The organism is Nocardia sp. 2TAF39, from assembly GCF_052114905.1.
Lineage (GTDB): Bacteria > Actinomycetota > Actinomycetes > Mycobacteriales > Mycobacteriaceae > Nocardia.
Genome location: NZ_JBFRFQ010000036.1, coordinates 34,012 through 52,014, shown reverse-complemented (window position 1 = coordinate 52,014; position 18,003 = coordinate 34,012). Strand labels below are relative to the sequence as shown.

Below are 18,003 nucleotides of genomic sequence, written 5' to 3'. Positions count from 1 at the left end.
TGCTCGGAGAAAGACCGTCCGGTGTGTGCATCGGGTGGTTTTGTATTCCGCAGTCGTCCGCGACTCCGTTTACAACGAATATGAAGCGGAAAACCTGTCGGTGGTTGTGGCACGGATCACCATCCAGCAACATGTAAGCATCCGTTTCTGATTGATACACGAAGAACATGCACAGAGGTCGTTTCGTCCGTTCTTGGTGGACGTCGAGATCTCCGTGTCCGATGGGGCCGGTGGGGATCGCTAGAAATTTGCCGACGCGGCCGCCTGAGCGAAAGGGTCGAGTGTGATGCATAGTGCGCGCGGGAGACGCGGGCTCGATAGGTCAAGAGGTTCGTGGCTGCGGCGATCGGCTATCGGTATCGCGACGGCGATGCTGCTGCCGTTCGGCGCCACCGTCATGGGCACCGGCGCCACCGCATCGGCGGCGTTCAACCCGGCGGCCTTCGACTTCTGGGTCGATTCCGGCATGGGCCCGATCAAGTCCCGGATCCTGCGTGCAGCGGATGGCAACACCAACCGCGTCGTCTACGTGCTGGATGGCCTGCGGGCTCCGGAGAACCTGAACGGCTGGGAGATCGAGACCAACATCCCGGAGGTGCTGGCCGGCCAGAACATCAACGTAGTCATGCCAGTCGGTGGCATGTCGAGTTTCTACGCCGACTGGAACGCGCCGAGCGAGTTCTTCGGCGTCCCGGCAGGCAACGGCTCGAGCACCGGCTCCGGCGGGCTCGACGGGTTCGCCGGCGGCCCGGGCAAGAGCTACCGGTACCAGTGGGAAACGTTCCTGACCAACAATCTGCGCTGGGCCCTGCGCGACCGGCTCGGGTTCAACCCGAACCGCAACGGCGCCTTCGGCTTGTCCATGGGTGGCAGCGCCGCGCTGACGCTGGCCGCCTACCATCCGGACCAGTTCAGCTTCGCCGGTTCGTTCTCCGGCTACCTGAACAACTCCGCACCGGGCATGCGTGAGGCCATTCGCCTGGCCATGATGGATGCGGGCGGCTATAACGTCGACTCGATGGCGCCGCCCTGGAGTCCGCAGTGGCTGCACATGGACCCGTTCGTCTTCGCGCCCAACCTGGTCCGCAACGGCACGCGCCTGTGGATCGCCGCCGCGAGCGGTCTGCCCACAGCCGCCGACCTGCCGAGCTTCAATACCCTCAACGGCATGGAGTTGGAGGCGCTGGCGCTGGCGAACACCCGAGCGTTCCAGGTCCGCATGGCGACGCTGGGTGGTGGCAACGCTATCTACTCCTTCCCGGCCAACGGCATCCACGCCTGGAACAACTGGTCCGACGAGGCCATCAGGATGCTCCCCGATCTGTCCGCCAACATCGGCTGAATTGTTGGCAGCGCCTGCGGCGCTGCGTGTTCGCGGCCCCCTTTTGGCTCGCGTCCGAGCGACCGCTGCTGGCGACTTCGTGGCGGACGCAACGGTCGCTCGGACGCGAGCCGGGCCGCGAACGGGCAATGCTCGGTCTCGCTGACACGAAAATAGCGAATTTCCCCACCCACCGCGGAGCGCGCAGCGCCCCTGAACAGCTTCGCTCGGAAGCGGGAGTCGGGCCTATTTGGTTGCGGTAGGAGGTGAGGGCGGTATTGCCTGGTCAGGCTTTGTTTGTCTGGCCGCGCGCTTCGGCGCGCCGTGTTCGCGAGCCGGGCGTGCACAGGGCTCGTGAGACGGAAATTATGGGTGGGAACCGCGCAGTAGTCGTCCTGGCTCTTTGTACCCATCCCGCACTCGCCGGGGCTGGTTGTGTGTCTCGCTGGGATTTTGTGTGTGGAACCGGGAGCGGGTGGCGGTCCGCATCGTTGGCTGGATGATCGCCAGCGGGGACTTGCGGCGGTGGGCGGTTCCCCTTGCGGTCGAGTGTGTCTGGTTTGTCGGCAAATCTCGGCAAATCTCGGTCCGCATCACGATCCGGCATCTCGGCGGCGGCTTTTCGCGGGGTCGGCAGTGAATCCTGCGCGGTGGCGTCGTTGCCGCGGCGGAGCGGGGCCACGCAGGACCAGGTGTTCGAGATGCTGTTCGACCTGAGCGCGAATCCCGGGGTGAGTGACCGTTCCTGTCATGAATGGAATATCTTGGTTTCCAACACGACATCACCGCGAGAACGCGATAAGGTCACCGCACCATCACATACTGCGGACGGGCGGATTTCGGCAGTTGAAAGCCCCGGGCCTTGCTTAGGCGAGGGGTGTCGAATATCGTCCACCGAGCGCAAGTGTGACCAGAACGTTGTAGCGCCGTCGCTAGTACCGGAATGTCGGGATCCGGTGCGCTGTGACGTGTGTCTCGTTGGCAGCACGGGTGTTGTTCCGCCCCTCAGGGTGGCGAGCGGCAGCACCACAACAGCAGAAAGAGAGCAGAATTCATGCGTTTCGGCAGGGCGGCCGCGCCGAAGAGAACCAAGTCGGGACGGCGACGCGCACCTCGTGGTTGGCGTAATCGAATTCTGGCTGTCGGTGCCGCTGCAGTGGCGCTACCGATCGCCGCTGGGATGGCGGTCCCGACTGTTGCCACCGCGGCACCGTCGGCGCACGCGCCGGTGCTGCGGGCTCCCGCGGGCGGCTACGAAGACCTGATGGTCCCCTCCAGCATGGGCCCGATCAAGGTCCAGGTGCAGTGGGCTTCGCGCGGCGGCAACGCGGCGCTTTACCTGCTCGATGGTCTGCGGGCGCGCGACGACCGCAACGCCTGGTCGTTCGAGACCAACGCGATGCAGCAGTTCGGCAACGACAACATCACCCTGGTGATGCCGGTCGGCGGCCAGTCCAGCTTCTACACCGACTGGTACGCGCCGTCGAACCTGAACGGCCAGAAGACCACGTACAAGTGGGAGACCTTCCTCACGAAGGAGCTCCCGGCCTTCCTGGAGGGCTACGGCGTCTCGCGCACCAACAACGCGGTCGCAGGTCTTTCCATGGGTGGTAGCGGGGCGCTGGCCCTTGCGGCCTACCATCGCGACCAGTTCAAGTTCGCCGCCTCCTACTCGGGCTACCTGAACATCTCCGCGCCGGGCATGCGCGAGGCGATCCGCATCGCGATGCTGGACGCGGGCCGCTTCAACGTCGACTCGATGGCCGCGCCGTGGAGCCCGGCATGGCTGCGGATGGACCCGTTCGTGTTCGCGCCGCAGCTGCGGGGCCTGCCGATGTACATTTCGGCAGCCAGCGGCCTGCCGGGCCCGTACGATCAGCCGAACTCGGCGGTCGGCGTGTTCAACACCAGCACCGCGATGGGGCTGGAAGCCCTCTCGCTGGTGAATACCCGCGCGTTCGAGGCCCGCCTGAACTCGCTGGGCATCCCGGCCCGGTTCGACTTCCCGGCCGCGGGCACCCACACCTGGAAGTACTGGGAGGGTCAGCTGTTCGCTTCGCGCAACATGATCCTGGACGCCACCGGAGCCTGGTGACATAGTTCGCCGCTTCGCGCATTCAGGCCGCACCGGAACCGGTGCGGCCTGAATCGCGTTTCGGGCAGGATCGATCGGACTCGCTCGACAGCGTTCGATACCGGCACTCGGCCAGCAAATCGAGCGACGCGGTCTGCGCGCAGCGCGTGTCTCCCCGAAACACCACCGGCGCGGGAGTACAAAGCTCATGTGGCAGGGATTACATGCGGTAAATGGGGGAGGCGCGAACATCGCGGTGCTCGTCCGGCCCGCGGGCGGCTTATGCTGCTCGCCACCGCCATGGTGCTACCGCTCGCCACAGGTTTGCCGGTCGACGCCCCCGCCATCGCGCAGCCCACCGTGGCCCCCGCTCCGCCGCTTGTGGAGAAGGTCGTGTGGCTTACCGACCGTCGGGTCTCGCTATGGGTCACCTCGCCATCCATGGGGTCGCCCATTCAGGTGCAGCTGCTGCTGGCGAGGGACTGGAACACCCGTCCGGACGCCAGATTCCCGGTGCTGCTCCTGCTTGACGGCCTGCGCGCCGCTAACGACGAGAGCGGTTGGACGAAGGACGCGGGCGCGGTCGACTTCTTCGCCGACAAGAACGTCACCGTCGTGCTTCCAGTCGGCGGCCAGTCCAGCTTCTACTCCGACTGGCTCGAGCCGAACAACGGTCACAACTACAAATGGGAAACCTTCCTGACCAAGGAACTTCCTCCGCTGCTCGAGAGCCAATGGCGGGCAACAGAGGTGCGTGGCATGGAGGGCCTGTCGATGGGCGGAACGGCTGCCATGTTCCTCGCCGCGCGCAATCCCGGCTTCGCGAAGTACGCCGCCTCGTATTCCGGTTTCCTGACCACAACGACACTGGGCATGCCGCAGGCCATCCAGTTCGCCATGCGCGATGCGGGCGGATTCGACTCGGCCGCCATGTGGGGTCCCCCGACGAGTTCGGAGTGGGAGGGACACGACCCGTACGCGCTGGCCGACAAACTGAAAGGGATCAGCCTGTACATCTCCAGTGGCAGCGGCGCGACCGGTCCCTACGACCATGCCTCCGGCATCCCCGGAGTGAGCACCAACGTCGCGGGCATGGGCCTGGAGCTCCTGTCCCGACTCACCTCGCAGAACTTTGTGACCAAGCTGGGAAAGCTGGCCATTCCAGCCCAGGTGAACTACCGCCCGTCCGGCACGCACTCCTGGCCGTACTGGGATTTCGAAATGCGCCAGTCCTGGACACATGCGGCGGCCGCGCTCGGCGTCGACCCGGGCAAGCTCGCCTGCGTGGCGAGCGGCACGATCGACGCGGCGGCCGTCGCGAACGCCTGGCTCGGCGAGTGTCTCACCGGCGAATACCAGGTGGCCGGTGGCGTGGCACAGGACTTCAAGGGCGGCCGGGTGTTCTTCTCGCCCGGCAGCGGCGCGCACGCGGTGGGCGGCATGATCGGCGGCGGGTACCAGGCCGCCATGGGGCCGGCCGGACCGCTCGGGCTACCCACCGGCGACGAGCGTCCGCTGCCGGACGGCCGTGGCAGGCTGCAGGCCTTCCAGAACGGCTCGCTGTACTGGACGCCGCAGACCGGCGTCCAGGCGGTGCGTGGTGCGATTCTGGAGGAGTGGGGCAGGCAGGGCTACGAGCGCGGCCCCGCTGGCTACCCGATAGCACCGGAGGTCCAGACGCCGAACAAGGCCGGCGCGGTGCAGGCCTTCGAGAACGGCCCGTTCTACTACAACGAGAAGACCGGTGTGCATCGCATCGAGGGCCTGATCCTGGGCAAGTACGCCCAGATGGGCTATGAGAACAGCTGGTTGGGGTTCCCCGTCGCCGAAGAAGAGCCGCTGAAGGATCTCGGCCGGTTCAGCCGCTTCGAGGGCGGCAATGTCTACTGGAGCCCGGTGTCGGACGCCTGGGCCGTGCAGAACGGTTCGGTCATGGACGCCTGGCGCGACGCCGGATACGAGAACGGCAAACTCGGGTATCCGATCAGCGACCAGTTTCCCGTTCCTGGCGGTGTGCAGCAGAACTTCCAAGCCGGATTCATCACGGTGCGCGACGGCGCACCGGAGGTTCACAGCATCTGAATACAGAACGGTCTGTTGAGGATGAGATGCACCTCTGCAGTGGCCACCGCCCACGAGCTGCAATCTCCCACCACTGCGAGGCGCGGCAGAAGGCGTCGTGTTCCCCACGCACCGCATCGCGTCCGCTCGAGCCGTCGACCGGTCGGATCGTGGTGTGGCCCAAGACCGTCGACCTGACCGAGCTCGAGCATCAGGGGCAGCTTCGCCGCCTCCGTGGAGGTTGAAAGTTGTGCCTCGATCTCGCCTTCGGGACGGCCACTCGCCAACACCCGGGCTGCCACCCCGAACCGTGGTCACCACCCCCGATCATCCCAATTTCGTCAGTAGCGAGACCGAGCATTGCCCTTTCGCGGCCCGGGTCGCATCCGGGCAGATGGCGGATCCGCGACCCAGTCGCCAGCGGCAGCCGCACAGACGTCAGGCGCAATGGGGTCGCGAACACGCAGCGCCGCACAGGGGGCAGCCAACCGCGCCGTGCGATCGCCTGCTAGCGCGACCACTCGGCTGGGCTCCCGGTTCCGAGCGCAGCGAGACCGAGCATTGCGTGTTCGCGGCCCGGCCTGCGTCCGAGCGGATGGCGGATCCGCGACAAAGTCACCAGCAGCGGTCGCACAGACGCCATGGGGTCGCGAACACGCAGTGCCGAAGGCGCTGCAAAACAAACACAGCTAGCCTGGTGGTCGACCCGACCCGCTTCGCGAAGAGATCGAGGACAAGAATTCATGCATCGGACCCGTGGAAAGGTAGTCGGCGTGGTTGTCGCAATCGCCGCGACCGGCCTGCTCGCCGCGTGTGGCGACAATGATTCGACCGTATCGAGCACGCCGACCCGCACCACGACGGCGACGCAGCAGGCCACCTCGTCGAGCTCCGCTGTCGCCACTGGACAGCCCGCACCGGAGCAGCCACCCACGAGCACGGAGTCGCCGGAACGGCCGCAGCCGGTGCCTACCGAGGCCGCTCCGCCCGCGGACACCTCGAAGCTCACCGACAAAGACAAGAGGTTCCTCAACGAGCTGCAGAAGCAGGGCATCACCCCGGCTACGCCCGACATCGCGCTGAGTATCGGCGCGTACGTCTGCCAGGGCACTGCGGCGGGCGCGTCCGATCAGGATCTGATGACCTTCGTCACCGCGATGGCCGGCTCGGATCCGTCCTTCGATCCGGCGAAGATGCCGGTCGAGCGGGCCGGGCAGATCTACATCTCCGCCGCCAAGGCGACGTACTGCCAGTGAGTGCGCGCAACCGTTCGACGTCCCGCCGGTCCAAGCCGGCGGGATGTTTGATCTTGATCGGCGTCGTCGTGCTGATTATTCTTGTCGTCCTGCTGCTGTGGTACCTGCTCGCAGGGCGGTTGCGGCCACCGGAGCCGGGACCGAGGCCGCCGGAGCGACCGACTTCGCAGCCGGCGAGTTGTCCTGATGTGCAGATGATTTCGGTGCCGGGAACCTGGGAGTCGAACAGCTACGACGATCCGCACAACCCGACCGCGAACCCGGTCTCGCTGATGCTCAACGTCTCCGATCCGGTTGCGCAGCAGTTCCCGCATGAGCGGCTTGACGTGTACACCGTCCCGTATGTCGCGCAGTTCTCGAACCCGATCGCGATTCCGCCGGACGGCCAGCAGTCCTACAACAACAGCCGCTCCGAGGGCACGAAGCGGATGGTCGACGCAATGGTCGCCCGCAACAGGGAGTGCCCGCTGACCACCTATGTGGTCGCCGGATTCTCCCAGGGCGCGGTGATCGCAGGCGATGTCGCCGCGCAGATCGGTGCGAACAACGGCCCTGTGCCCGCCGATCTGGTGCTCGGCGTGATGCTGATCGCCGACGGTCGGCGTACCGGCGATCCGGGGCCGGGCCAGGCGATCCAGATCGGCACGCCTCCGCCGGGGGTGGGTGCCGAAGTCGCGCTGAATGGGCTCAACGTGCCGGGCATTACGATGACCGGTCCGCGTCAAGGGGGCTTCGGCTCGCTGGCCGACCGTACCTACACGATCTGCGCGCCAGGTGATCTGATCTGCGACGCACCGAGGGAAGCGCTGAGCCCGTGGAACATCGTGGTCAGCGTGAACACCCTGGTCCGTGCGGTGGGCAATCCTGTGCACAGCCTCTACAACGGCTTCGTCGTCGATGCCGACGGCACCACCGCGACACAGTGGACGGCGAACTGGGCCGACGGTCTCATCGAGACAGCGCCGCATCCGCCGCATCCGTGAGAATTCACAGCACGTGAGATACCCCGCAGACGGATGGCGTGACAAGCGCAACTCGAGTCGGTCAGCACGCTGTAAAGTGCGCTGGTGATCGCGACGCTGGGCGACGCCGCAGGCACGGGCGTCGCGCCCGAATTTCCCCACAGCCAGGAGCATGAGTTCATGACAGATGCCGCCGCACCGGCCACCACGGCGAGCCGTGAAGCGGATGCTGCGTTGACCGCGCTGGGCACTCCATTGCGTCCGTTCCGCTTCGCGGCGGCGGGCGAGGGAAACAAGCAGGAGGGTGGTGCCCGCAAATTCGTCCAGACGGCACAGCAGGCCGAGGAGTACGGCTTCGACACCTTCGTCGTGCCCGACCACCTCGGTGAGCAGATCGGACCGATCGCCGCGCTCGGCGCACTCACCCAGGCCACCGAGAAGATCCGCCTGGGAACCTCCGTCCTGGCGAATGGTTTCCGGCATCCTGTCGTGCTTGCCAAGGACCTGGCCACGATCGACGTGCTGTCCAAGGGCCGGCTCGAGGTCGGTCTCGGCGCGGGATGGATCAAGGAAGAGTTCGAGAACGCGGGCATCCCCTACGAGTCGCCCGGCATCCGGCTGGAGAAGCTGGACGAGGCGTTGACCATACTCGACGTGCTGCTGCGCGGCCAGGAGTGCACTTTCGACGGGAAGCACTACCAGGTGCGCGGCATCAAGGGCACGCCGCGGCCGCGACAGGGTCCGCGCCCGCCGATCTGTACCGGTGGCGGCGGTCCGAAGATGCTGCGGCTGGCCGCCAAGCACGCGGACATCGTCTCTGTCGTTCCGGTCACCACCAAGAACGGCAAGGGCCTGCTGTCCGGCATCACCATCGAGAAGGCCGTGGAAAAGGTGAACTTGATCAAGGAGGCCGCCGGTGACCGGTTCGCCGACATCGAGCTGAACTGGGCCATCACCGCTGTCGTGATCACCGATGATCGAGAGAAGACCGCGGAGATGGCGCTTTCGGCGTTGGATAGGGGACTACACCCGAATCTCGAGGTGGACGTCCAGCTTTCCGTCGAGGACATCCTGAATTCGCCCTATGTGGCGATCGGCACATTCGAGGAGATCGCCGAGCAGATCCGACGTGTGCGCGACCTCACCTCGATGTCGTACGTGGGTGTATTTCCCACTCAGATGGACGCGTTCGCCCCCGTGATTCCCCTGCTGCGGGACGAGTGAGCCGGTCTTCTCTGTAACATGACTCTGGTTTGAGTAAATCTAGCCGATAGCGGTCACCGCGCAGACCGCACAAAATCTGCAGGCCGGCTCTGCACTTGGAGCAACCCGCGGGCGAAAGCGAGTCGGGGCCACACAGGTAACAGCGGCGATCTCGCCGCCTTGCTGTGTGTGCCTCGGAGGAGAAGAAGGAATGGAAGAGACTTTCGACGACTACCTGGACGAAACCGGGAACATCCGCATTCCCGAGGATCACACCCTGGTTGATCACGTCGAGAAGCACACCCGGAACGACGCGAACACCCTGGCATATCGCTACATCGACTACTCGCGGGAGCGCGACGGCGAGGCGCAGGAGCTGACGTGGCGTGAGTTCGGTATCCGGCTGCGCGCGGTGGCCGCCCGATTACAACAGGTGACCAACCCGGGCGACCGGGTCGCGATCCTCGCTCCGCAGGGCTTGGACTATGTGATCTCCTTCTTCGCCGCGATCTACGCGGGCACCATCTCGGTGCCGCTGTTCGACCCGGACGAGCCCGGCCACACCGATCGCCTGCACGCCGTGCTCGGCGACTGTGAGCCCTCGGCCATCCTGACCGCCAGCTCCTCGGCGGCCGGCGTCCGGCAGTTCTTCCGCTCGTTGCCCGCCGCGCAGCGTCCGCGCATCATCGCCGTGGACGCGATCCCGGACAGCGTCGGAGAGAGCTGGGTGCGCCCGGACGTCGCGGTCGACGACATCGCCTACCTGCAGTACACCTCGGGCTCCACCCGAGTGCCCGCCGGTGTCGAGATCACCCACCGTGCGGTGGGCACCAACTTGTTGCAGATGGTCGACGCGATCAACCTGGACTGGAACTCGCGGGGCGTCACCTGGCTGCCGTTGTTCCACGACATGGGCCTGCTGACGGTGATCCTGCCCGCTGTGGGCGGCAAGTACATCACCATCATGTCGCCGAGCGCGTTCGTACGCCGTCCCTATCGCTGGATCAAGGAGCTGGCCGCCCACAACGACGGCGCGGGAACCTTCGCCGCCGCGCCGAATTTCGCGTTCGAGCATGCGGCCGCCCGCGGTCTGCCGAAGAACGGCGAGTCGCTGGATCTGTCGAACGTCATCGGCCTGATCAACGGCAGCGAACCGGTCACGACCTCGTCGATGAAGAAGTTCAACGAGGCATTCGCCCCGTACGGTCTGCCCAAAACCGCCATCAAGCCGTGCTACGGCATGGCCGAGGCGACGCTGTTCGTCTCCGCCACCAAGGCCGAAGACGAGGCCAAGGTCACCTACGTCGACCGCACGGAGCTCAACGCGGGGCGCATGGTGAAGGTCGAGTCGACAGCCGAGAACGCGATCGCCCAGGTGTCCTGCGGTTATGTCGCGCTCTCGCAGTGGGCTGCCATCGTCGATCCGGAGTCGGTCGACGCCGAGGGCGGCGGCCAGGAGGTGCCCGACGGCCGGGTAGGCGAGATCTGGCTGCACGGCAACAACATGGGCATCGGCTATTGGGGTCGTCCTGACGAGACCGCGGCGACCTTCCGGAACAAGGTCACCCAGCGCCTGACCGAGTGCAGCCACACCGACGGCACCGAGCCGGACGCGAATTGGATGCGCACCGGCGACTACGGCGTCTACTTCGAAGGCGAGCTTTACATCACAGGTCGTGTCAAGGACCTGGTGATCGTGGACGGACGCAACCACTACCCGCAGGACCTGGAGTTCTCCGCACAGGAGGCGAGTAAGGCGCTGCGGCCCGGCTTCGTCGCCGCGTTCTCGGTGCCCGCCAACCAGCTCCCGGCCGAGGTGTTCGAGCAGGGCAGCCATTCCGGCCTGAAATTCGACGCCGACGATGCCTCTGAGCAGCTGGTCATCGTCGCCGAGCGCGGACCGGGTGCGGGCAAGGCCGACCCGCTGCCGATCGCCGACGCGGTGCGGGCCGCCGTCTCGCTGCGCCACGGCGTGACCGTCCGCGACGTCCTGCTGGTACCCGCAGGCTCCATTCCGCGCACATCCAGCGGCAAGATCGCCCGGCGCGCCTGCAAGGCCGCTTATCTGGAGGGAACACTGCGGGGTGGTTACGCCCAGCAGGCGTTTCCCGATGCACCGGAAGAGTAATTGCCAAGGGCGGCCTCGGACCGACCATCGATGCTCGGCGCCGACCTTCCCACGCCGAGCGTCAATACACGGTACGCCCGGTACGCAGACAGGTAGCTTGAGGAATTGATGGCTGACAACGAGGGCACGCCCACCCAGACGATCGATACCCTGCCCGCCGACGCGGCCGCCGAGAGTTCGGCCGAGTCCCCGAATGGCGGCGCGCAGACCGACCTGTCGGTGGCGGAGCTGCGCGAGTGGTTGCGCCGGTGGGTCTCGGAAGCGACCGGACAGCCGATCGAGCAGATCACCGTGGACCGGCCGATGGAGGAGTTCGGGCTCGCCTCGCGCGACGCCATCGCCCTGTCCGGTGACATCGAGGAACTGACCGGCGTGATGCTGACGGCCACGGTCGCCTATCAGCATCCGACCATCGCCTCGCTCGCCGAGCGGATCGTCAACGGTGAACCGGAGGCGGCGGAGGAATCGTCCGACGACGCCTTCTACACCGCGGGCTACACGCCGGGCGCTGCGCACGACATCGCCATCGTGGGCATGTCCACCCGGCTGCCCGGCGCCGGCACGACGCCGGAATCGACCTGGGAATTCCTGATCGGACGCGGTGACGCTATCCGCGAGCTCCCCGAGGGCAGGTGGGCCGAGTTCTCCAGCGACCCGGTTGCGGCCAGGGCGATCGCCGAGGGCAACAGCCTGGGCGGCTATCTCGACCAGGATGTGGTGAAGGGCTTCGACGCGGAGTTCTTCGCGATGTCGCCGATCGAGGTCGAGCGGGTCGATCCGCAGCAGCGCCTGATGATGGAGCTGACCTGGGAGGCGTTGGAGCACGCCAGGATTCCGGCGAGCGAACTCAAGGGCGAGCCGGTCGGTGTCTTCATCGGCACCTCGACCAACGACTTCATGCTGATCGCCGCGCTCGGGCTCGGCGAGGAGGACCCGTCCGCGCCCGCGTCGGCCGCCGCGTACGGCTTGACCGGCAGCTCGTCGGGCATCGTCGCCAACCGCGTCTCCTACTTCTACGACTTCCGCGGCCCCTCGGTCGCTGTCGACACCGCGTGCTCGTCCACGTTGGTCGCGGTGCACCAGGCGGTGCGTGCGTTACGTGATGGCGATGCCGACGTCGCCCTGGCTGGCGGTGTGAACATGTTGCTCGCGCCGATGGCCACGCTCGGCTTCGACTCGGTGGGGGCGGTCGCGAAAGACGGCCGGATCAAAGCGTTCTCCTCCGACGCCGACGGTATGGTGCGTTCCGAAGGCGCCGGGCTGGTGGTGCTCAAGCGACTCGCCGACGCCGAGCGCGACGGCGACCGGATCATGGCCGTCATCAAGGGCTCCGCGGTCAACAACGACGGCCGCTCCAACGGCCTGCTCGCCCCGAACCCCGACGCCCAAGCCGACGTGCTGCGCCGGGCTTACCGGGACGCGGGCGTCGTGCCCACCACCGTCGACTACATCGAGGCGCACGGCACCGGCACGTTGCTCGGCGACCCGATCGAAGCGGACGCGCTCGGCCGGGTGGTCGGCCGCGGCCGCGAAGCCGACAAGCCCGCACTGCTCGGCTCGGCGAAGACCAACTTCGGTCACCTGGAGTCCGGCGCCGGTGCGGCGAGCCTGGCCAAGGTGGTGATGGCGTTGCAACACAACGTGCTGCCGCCCAACATCAACTACGGGGGGCCGAACCCCTACATCCCGTTCGACCAGGCGCACCTGAAGGTCGTCACGGAGCCGACCGAGTTCCCGCGCTACAGCGGCACCGCCACCGTCGGCATCTCCGGCTTCGGGTTCGGCGGCACGAATGCACACGTCGTGCTGCAGGAGTACGTGCCGCGTACGCCCGAGGGCGCGGCCCTCGCGCCCGCCTCGGTGGCCGAGGCTGCCGATGTCGAGGCCGCGTTGTACGACGAGACCACCGACGTGGTCGCGGAAGCCGCCGCCGTAGTCGCGGAGGCCGAAACTGCCTCGTCCGTTGCCGAATGGACTGCCGAGCGCACCGAACCGCTGCCGATGATCCTGCCGGTGTCGGGCTACCTGCCCTCGCGTCGTCGCCGCGCCGCCGCTGAGCTGGCCGACTGGCTGGAGTCCGAGGCGGGCGCGCGGACCCCGCTGGACGACGTGGCGCGCTCGCTGGCCAAGCGAAGCCACTGGCGCTCGCGCGGTGTGGTGCTCGCCAAGACGCACGAGGAAGCGATCGCCGGACTGCGAGCCATCGCGGCGGGCAAGCCGGGTCCCGGCGTGTTCACCGCCGACGCTCCGGCCGCCATGGGCCCGATGTGGGTGTTGGCCGGTTTCGGCGCACAGCACCGCAAGATGGGTAAGCAGCTCTACCTGGAGAACTCGATCTTCGCGAAGGCTGTCGACGAGGTTGACGAGCTGGTGCAGGACGAAGCCGGATACTCGGTACGCGAGATGTTTCTGGACGACAGCCAGGACTACGACGTCGGCACCTCGCAGGTCGGCATCTTCACCATCCAGATCGGTCTCGCCGCGCTGCTGCGCGCGCACGGCGCCGAACCCCAAGGTGTGGTCGGTCATTCGATGGGTGAGGTGGCAGGTGCCTACATCGCCGGCGGTCTCGCGCTCGAGGACGCGGTTCGTGTGATCTGCGCTCGTTCCCGCCTGATGGGTGAGGGCGAGCAGATGATCGGTGACGACGATGTGCGAAACATGGCGTTGATCGAATACAGCGCCGAGGACGTCGCGAAGCTGCTGCCGGACTACCCGGACGTCGAGGTCGCGGTGTACGCGGCGCCGACCAACACGGTGATCGGCGGTCCGCAGGATCAGGTCGCCGCGATCGTCGCGCAGGTGGAGGCCGCGGGCAAGTTCGCCCGCGTGCTGCAGACTCGCGGCGCGGGCCATACCTCGCAGATGGATCCGCTGCTCGGCGAGCTGGCCGCGGAGCTGGCGGGCATCGAGCCGACCAAGCTGAAGCACGGCCTGTACTCGACCGTGCACAAGGAGAAGTACATCCGTCCCGGTCACGACCCCATCCACGATGAGGACTACTGGGTCAAGAACATGCGCCACAGCGTGTACTTCACCAACGCGGTGAAGCTCGCGGTGGACACCGGGCACACCACGTTCCTGGAGTTGGCGCCGAATTCCGTTGCGCTGATGCAGGTTCTGGGTACCACCTTCGCGGCGGGCGTGCACGACGCGCAGCTCATCCCGACGCTCAAGCGCAAGGAGGACGAGTCCGCGGGTGTCATCGCCGCCCTCGCTCAGCTCTACGTGCACGGCCACCCGGTGGATCTGCCTTCGCTGCTGACCACGGGCGACTACGCCGACATTCCACGAACCACGTTCCTGCGCAAGGAATACTGGCCGAAGGCGAAGATGTCCGTGAGCGGCACCAGCCGGGTGCCCGGAGCGCACGTCGCGCTGCCCGACGGCAGGCACGTCTGGGAGGTGCAGGCGTCATCTGTCACCGATCTGGTGGCGCTGGTGAATTCCGCTGCGGCGCAGGTGCTCAGCGATGTGTCGCTGGGCGCCTCGATTTCGCACAGCGCGATCCCGGCCTCGGGCACGCTCACCACGACACTCACCCCACATCCAGGCGGTGCGTCGGCGCAGGTTCACGCCAAGGAGGGCGTTGCGTTCCGGCTGCTGTTCGACGCGGTGGTTACCGCGAGTCAGCCCACCCACCCGGCGCCGCTGTCGGAACCCGCTGTGGCCGAGTCGGTTCCGGTCGCCACCACGGTGCAGCATGACGATGCCGACATCGAGATCGTGGAGACCTTCGGCGAGCGGTGGGACCCGAACGGTACGCAGACCGTGGAGGAGCGGCTCGCACTGATCGTCGCCGAGTCCATGGGCTACGCGGTCGAGGACCTGCCGATGGAGATCCCGCTGATGGAGCTCGGCCTGGACTCGCTGATGGCCATGCGCATCAAGAACCGGGTCGAGTACGAATTCGACATCCCGCAGCTGCAGGTCCAGGCCGTGCGCGACGCGAGCCTCCATGAGGTCGGCAAGGTGCTGCGCTACGCCATCGAACACCGCGACGAGGTGCAGGCGATGGCGGACAAGCAGGCCGCCGACAAAGCCGCGGGCGGGTCGGGCGAGCTGACCGTCGACGGCGATTTCATGGCCGCGGCCAGGGCTGCCCTCGCCACCGGCGCGGACCCGGTCGCCGCGGTATCGGAAGCGGTCGCCGGGACGTCGGCCACCGCGACCACGACACCGGACACTGCTTCCGCGGCGCCGGAAAACGCTGCGCCCGAAGCCGACTCGGGCCCGGTCGCAGTGCCCGCTCCCGCGGTGCCAGCCGCTGCGGCCACGCCCGCCGCGCTCTTCGGCGGCAGCCAGTCCGCAGATGAGGATGACGTCCCGCCGCGCGACGCCGCCGAACGCCTGACCTTCGCCACCTGGGCGGTGGTGACCGGCAAGTCGGCCGGAGGGATCTTCAACACCCTGCCGATCCTGGACGAGGACACCGCCGAGAGGCTGGCGGCGCGTCTCAGCGAGCGGGTCAAGGCGGAGGTCACCGTCGACGACGTGCTCGACTGCGAGACCATCGAGCAACTCGCCGACATCGTCCGCGAGCTGGAGGACAGTGGCGCCGATGTGGACGGTTTCGTCCGTCCGCTGCGTGCGCGGACCGAAGGCTCGACCGCGGTGCCGGTCTTCGTGTTCCATCCGTCGGGTGGCAACACACTGGTCTACGAGCCGCTGCTGAAACGCCTCCCCGCGGACACACCCATGTACGGCTTCGAGCGGGTCGAGGGTTCCATCGACGAGCGGGCTCGCCAGTACCTTCCGGAGCTGCGCAAGATCCAGGGCGACGGTCCGTTCGTGCTCTACGGATGGTCGCTCGGTGCGGTGCTGGCCATGCAGACCGCGCAGTTGCTGCGCGCCGAGGGCGCGGATGTGCGCATGGTCGGCCTGATCGATCTCGCCATCCCGACCGAGGGCGAGGACAACAGCCCTGACGAGCGAGTGCGCCGGATCGAGCGCTACCAGGCTTTCGCGAAGAAGACCTACGGCGTCGAGGGCGAGTTGGACCGCGAGCAGCTGGAGACGCTGGCCGGGGCCTCGGACGAAGAGCAGTTCAAGATGATCAGCGATCTGATCAAGATCAGTGGCGCGAAGATCCCCGGCGGTGTACTCGAGCACCAGCGCACCTCGTGGATCGACAGTCGTCATCTCGCCAGGACCCAACCGTCCCACTACGACGGCAATGTCGTGCTCTACCTCGCCGACCGCTACCACGACGGCATGATCGAGCTCGAGCCGCGCTTCGGTGACCGAGTGCCGAACGGCGGCTGGGACGACTACCTGACGAACCTGGAGATCATCCACATCGCGGGTGATCACCTGCAGATCATCGATGAACCGCGGATCGGGAAGATCGGGGCGGACCTGACCGCGAAACTCGCCGCGATCGAGGCGAAAGGGGCGAAGTGAGCACTACGGCCGAGAAACTCGCCGACCTGCGCAAGCGACTGGAGTTGGCGCAGGAGCCGGCGGGTGAAGCGGGGGTGGTCAAACGGGCGAAGAAGGGAATCCCCAGCGCCCGCGATCGGATCAACATGCTGCTCGATCCGGGCACCTTCGTAGAAATCGGTGCGCTCGTACGCAAGCCGGGCGATCCGGCCGCGCTCTACGGCGACGGCGTAGTCACCGGCCATGGCCTGGTCGAAGGCAGGCCGGTGGCGGTGTTCTCGCACGACCAGACCGTCTACGGCGGTTCGGTCGGCGAGATGTTCGGCCGCAAAGTGGCCGGGATGCTGGAGTACGCGGCCAAGGTCGGCTGCCCGGTGGTCGGCATCAACGACTCCGGTGGCGCGCGCGTGCAGGAGGCGGTGACCTCGCTGGCGTGGTACGCCGAGCTGGGGCGGCGTCAGGAGCCGCTGTCGGGCCTGGTCCCCCAGATCTCGATGATCCTCGGCAAGTGCGCGGGCGGCGCCGTCTACGCCCCGATCAACACCGACGTGGTGGTAGCCACCGAAGAGGCGTACATGTTCGTCACCGGGCCGAAAGTGATCCGGGAGGTGACCGGCGAGGACGTGAGTCTGGAGGAGCTCGGCGGCGCGCGCAGCCAGGCCGAATACGGCAACATCCACCACGTCGCCAAGGACGAGGTCGCCGCGTTCGAGTGGGTGCGGGATTACCTGAGCTACCTGCCGACCAGCTGTCAGGAGCCTGCGCCGATCGTGAACCCTGGTCTGGAGCCGGAGCTCACGGACAACGACCTCGAGCTGAACTCGATCATCCCGAATTCCGACAACGCCGCGTACGACATGCACGACATCCTGCTGCGCATCTTCGACGACGGCGCGTTCCACGAGGTCGGCGAGTCTGCGGGCCGCAACATCATCACTGGGTTCGCCCGCGTCGACGGGCGCAGCGTCGGTGTCGTCGCGAACCAGCCGATGGTCTATGCGGGCGCGCTGGACGCGCGGGCGTCGGACAAGGCGGCGCATTTCGTGCGACTGTGCGACGCGTTCGAGATTCCGCTGGTGTTCGTCGTCGACACGCCTGGCTTCCTGCCCGGTGTCGAGCAGGAGAAGATCGGCGTCATCAAGCGCGGCGGGCGGTTCCTGTTCTCCTTCGTCGAGGCCACGGTGCCGAAGGTGACCGTCGTGATCCGCAAGTCCTACGGCGGCGGCTATGCCGTGATGGGCTCCAAGCAGCTGGGTGCTGACGTCAATCTGGCCTGGCCCACCGCGCGCATCGCGGTGATGGGCGCCGAGAGCGCGGTCAGCCTGATCGGCGGCAAGCAACTGGAGGCCGCGCCGGAGGAGCAGCGGGCGGCCATGCGCCAGCAGATGATCGACTTCTACAACGCCACCATGGCGACGCCGTGGGTGGCCGCCGAGCGCGGGTACATCGACGCGGTCATCGAGCCGTCGACTACCCGGCTGGAGCTGCGCCGCGCGCTACACCTGTTGCGGGACAAGAGTCTTGCCCGTAACCCGCGGAAACACCACCTGCTCCCGTTGTAGCTGCGAAGGACACGATCGGGCCGCACCCGTTGGGGCGCGGCCCGGTTCGCGTTC

The 18,003-nt window shown here is 66.9% G+C and carries 9 protein-coding genes; all 9 read left to right on the top strand.

Annotated elements, in window-relative coordinates; genetic code table 11:
• Positions 1 to 286 precede the first annotated feature (286 nt).
• On the top strand, positions 287 to 1,342 hold the full coding sequence (locus AB4Z47_RS21275) for an alpha/beta hydrolase (RefSeq protein ID WP_441953054.1): 1,056 nt from the start codon (positions 287 to 289) through the stop codon (positions 1,340 to 1,342).
• A 1,033-nt stretch (positions 1,343 to 2,375) separates the two neighbouring features.
• Positions 2,376 to 3,416, top strand: a complete 1,041-nt coding sequence (locus tag AB4Z47_RS21270) for an alpha/beta hydrolase (RefSeq protein ID WP_441953053.1) — start codon at positions 2,376 to 2,378, stop codon at positions 3,414 to 3,416.
• A 261-nt stretch (positions 3,417 to 3,677) separates the two neighbouring features.
• Entirely contained in the window at positions 3,678 to 5,477 is a 1,800-nt protein-coding gene (locus AB4Z47_RS21265; protein ID WP_441953052.1) for an alpha/beta hydrolase-fold protein, read from the top strand.
• A 752-nt stretch (positions 5,478 to 6,229) separates the two neighbouring features.
• Positions 6,230 to 6,712, top strand: coding sequence for a DUF732 domain-containing protein (locus tag AB4Z47_RS21260; RefSeq protein ID WP_441953051.1), 483 nt, complete (start codon positions 6,230 to 6,232; stop codon positions 6,710 to 6,712).
• Positions 6,703 to 7,695: a cutinase family protein gene (locus AB4Z47_RS21255; protein WP_441953101.1), complete on the top strand. Its 993-nt coding sequence runs from the start codon at positions 6,703 to 6,705 to the stop codon at positions 7,693 to 7,695. Before AB4Z47_RS21260 ends, AB4Z47_RS21255 begins: the two co-directional genes overlap by 10 nt.
• 159 nt (positions 7,696 to 7,854) lie before the next feature.
• On the top strand, positions 7,855 to 8,898 hold the full coding sequence (locus AB4Z47_RS21250) for an LLM class F420-dependent oxidoreductase (RefSeq protein WP_441953100.1): 1,044 nt from the start codon (positions 7,855 to 7,857) through the stop codon (positions 8,896 to 8,898).
• A 190-nt stretch (positions 8,899 to 9,088) separates the two neighbouring features.
• The gene (gene fadD32 / locus AB4Z47_RS21245; RefSeq protein WP_441953050.1) at positions 9,089 to 11,005 is read left to right on the top strand and encodes a long-chain-fatty-acid--AMP ligase FadD32; all 1,917 of its coding nucleotides are present in this window, start codon (positions 9,089 to 9,091) and stop codon (positions 11,003 to 11,005) included.
• Positions 11,006 to 11,113: 108 nt separating this feature from the next.
• On the top strand, positions 11,114 to 16,408 hold the full coding sequence (pks13, locus tag AB4Z47_RS21240) for a polyketide synthase Pks13 (protein WP_441953049.1): 5,295 nt from the start codon (positions 11,114 to 11,116) through the stop codon (positions 16,406 to 16,408).
• A complete protein-coding gene (locus tag AB4Z47_RS21235; RefSeq protein WP_441953048.1) occupies positions 16,405 to 17,949 on the top strand; it encodes an acyl-CoA carboxylase subunit beta in 1,545 nt (514 codons plus the stop codon). Before pks13 ends, AB4Z47_RS21235 begins: the two co-directional genes overlap by 4 nt.
• Positions 17,950 to 18,003 lie beyond the last annotated feature (54 nt).

Coding starts and splice junctions, on each gene's coding strand:
- AB4Z47_RS21270 (WP_441953053.1), top strand. CDS start 2,376: ATGCGTTTCGGCAGGGCGGCCGCGCCGAAGAGAACCAAGTCGGGACGG.
- fadD32 (WP_441953050.1), top strand. CDS start 9,089: ATGGAAGAGACTTTCGACGACTACCTGGACGAAACCGGGAACATCCGC.
- AB4Z47_RS21265 (WP_441953052.1), top strand. CDS start 3,678: ATGCTGCTCGCCACCGCCATGGTGCTACCGCTCGCCACAGGTTTGCCG.
- AB4Z47_RS21275 (WP_441953054.1), top strand. CDS start 287: ATGCATAGTGCGCGCGGGAGACGCGGGCTCGATAGGTCAAGAGGTTCG.
- AB4Z47_RS21250 (WP_441953100.1), top strand. CDS start 7,855: ATGACAGATGCCGCCGCACCGGCCACCACGGCGAGCCGTGAAGCGGAT.
- pks13 (WP_441953049.1), top strand. CDS start 11,114: ATGGCTGACAACGAGGGCACGCCCACCCAGACGATCGATACCCTGCCC.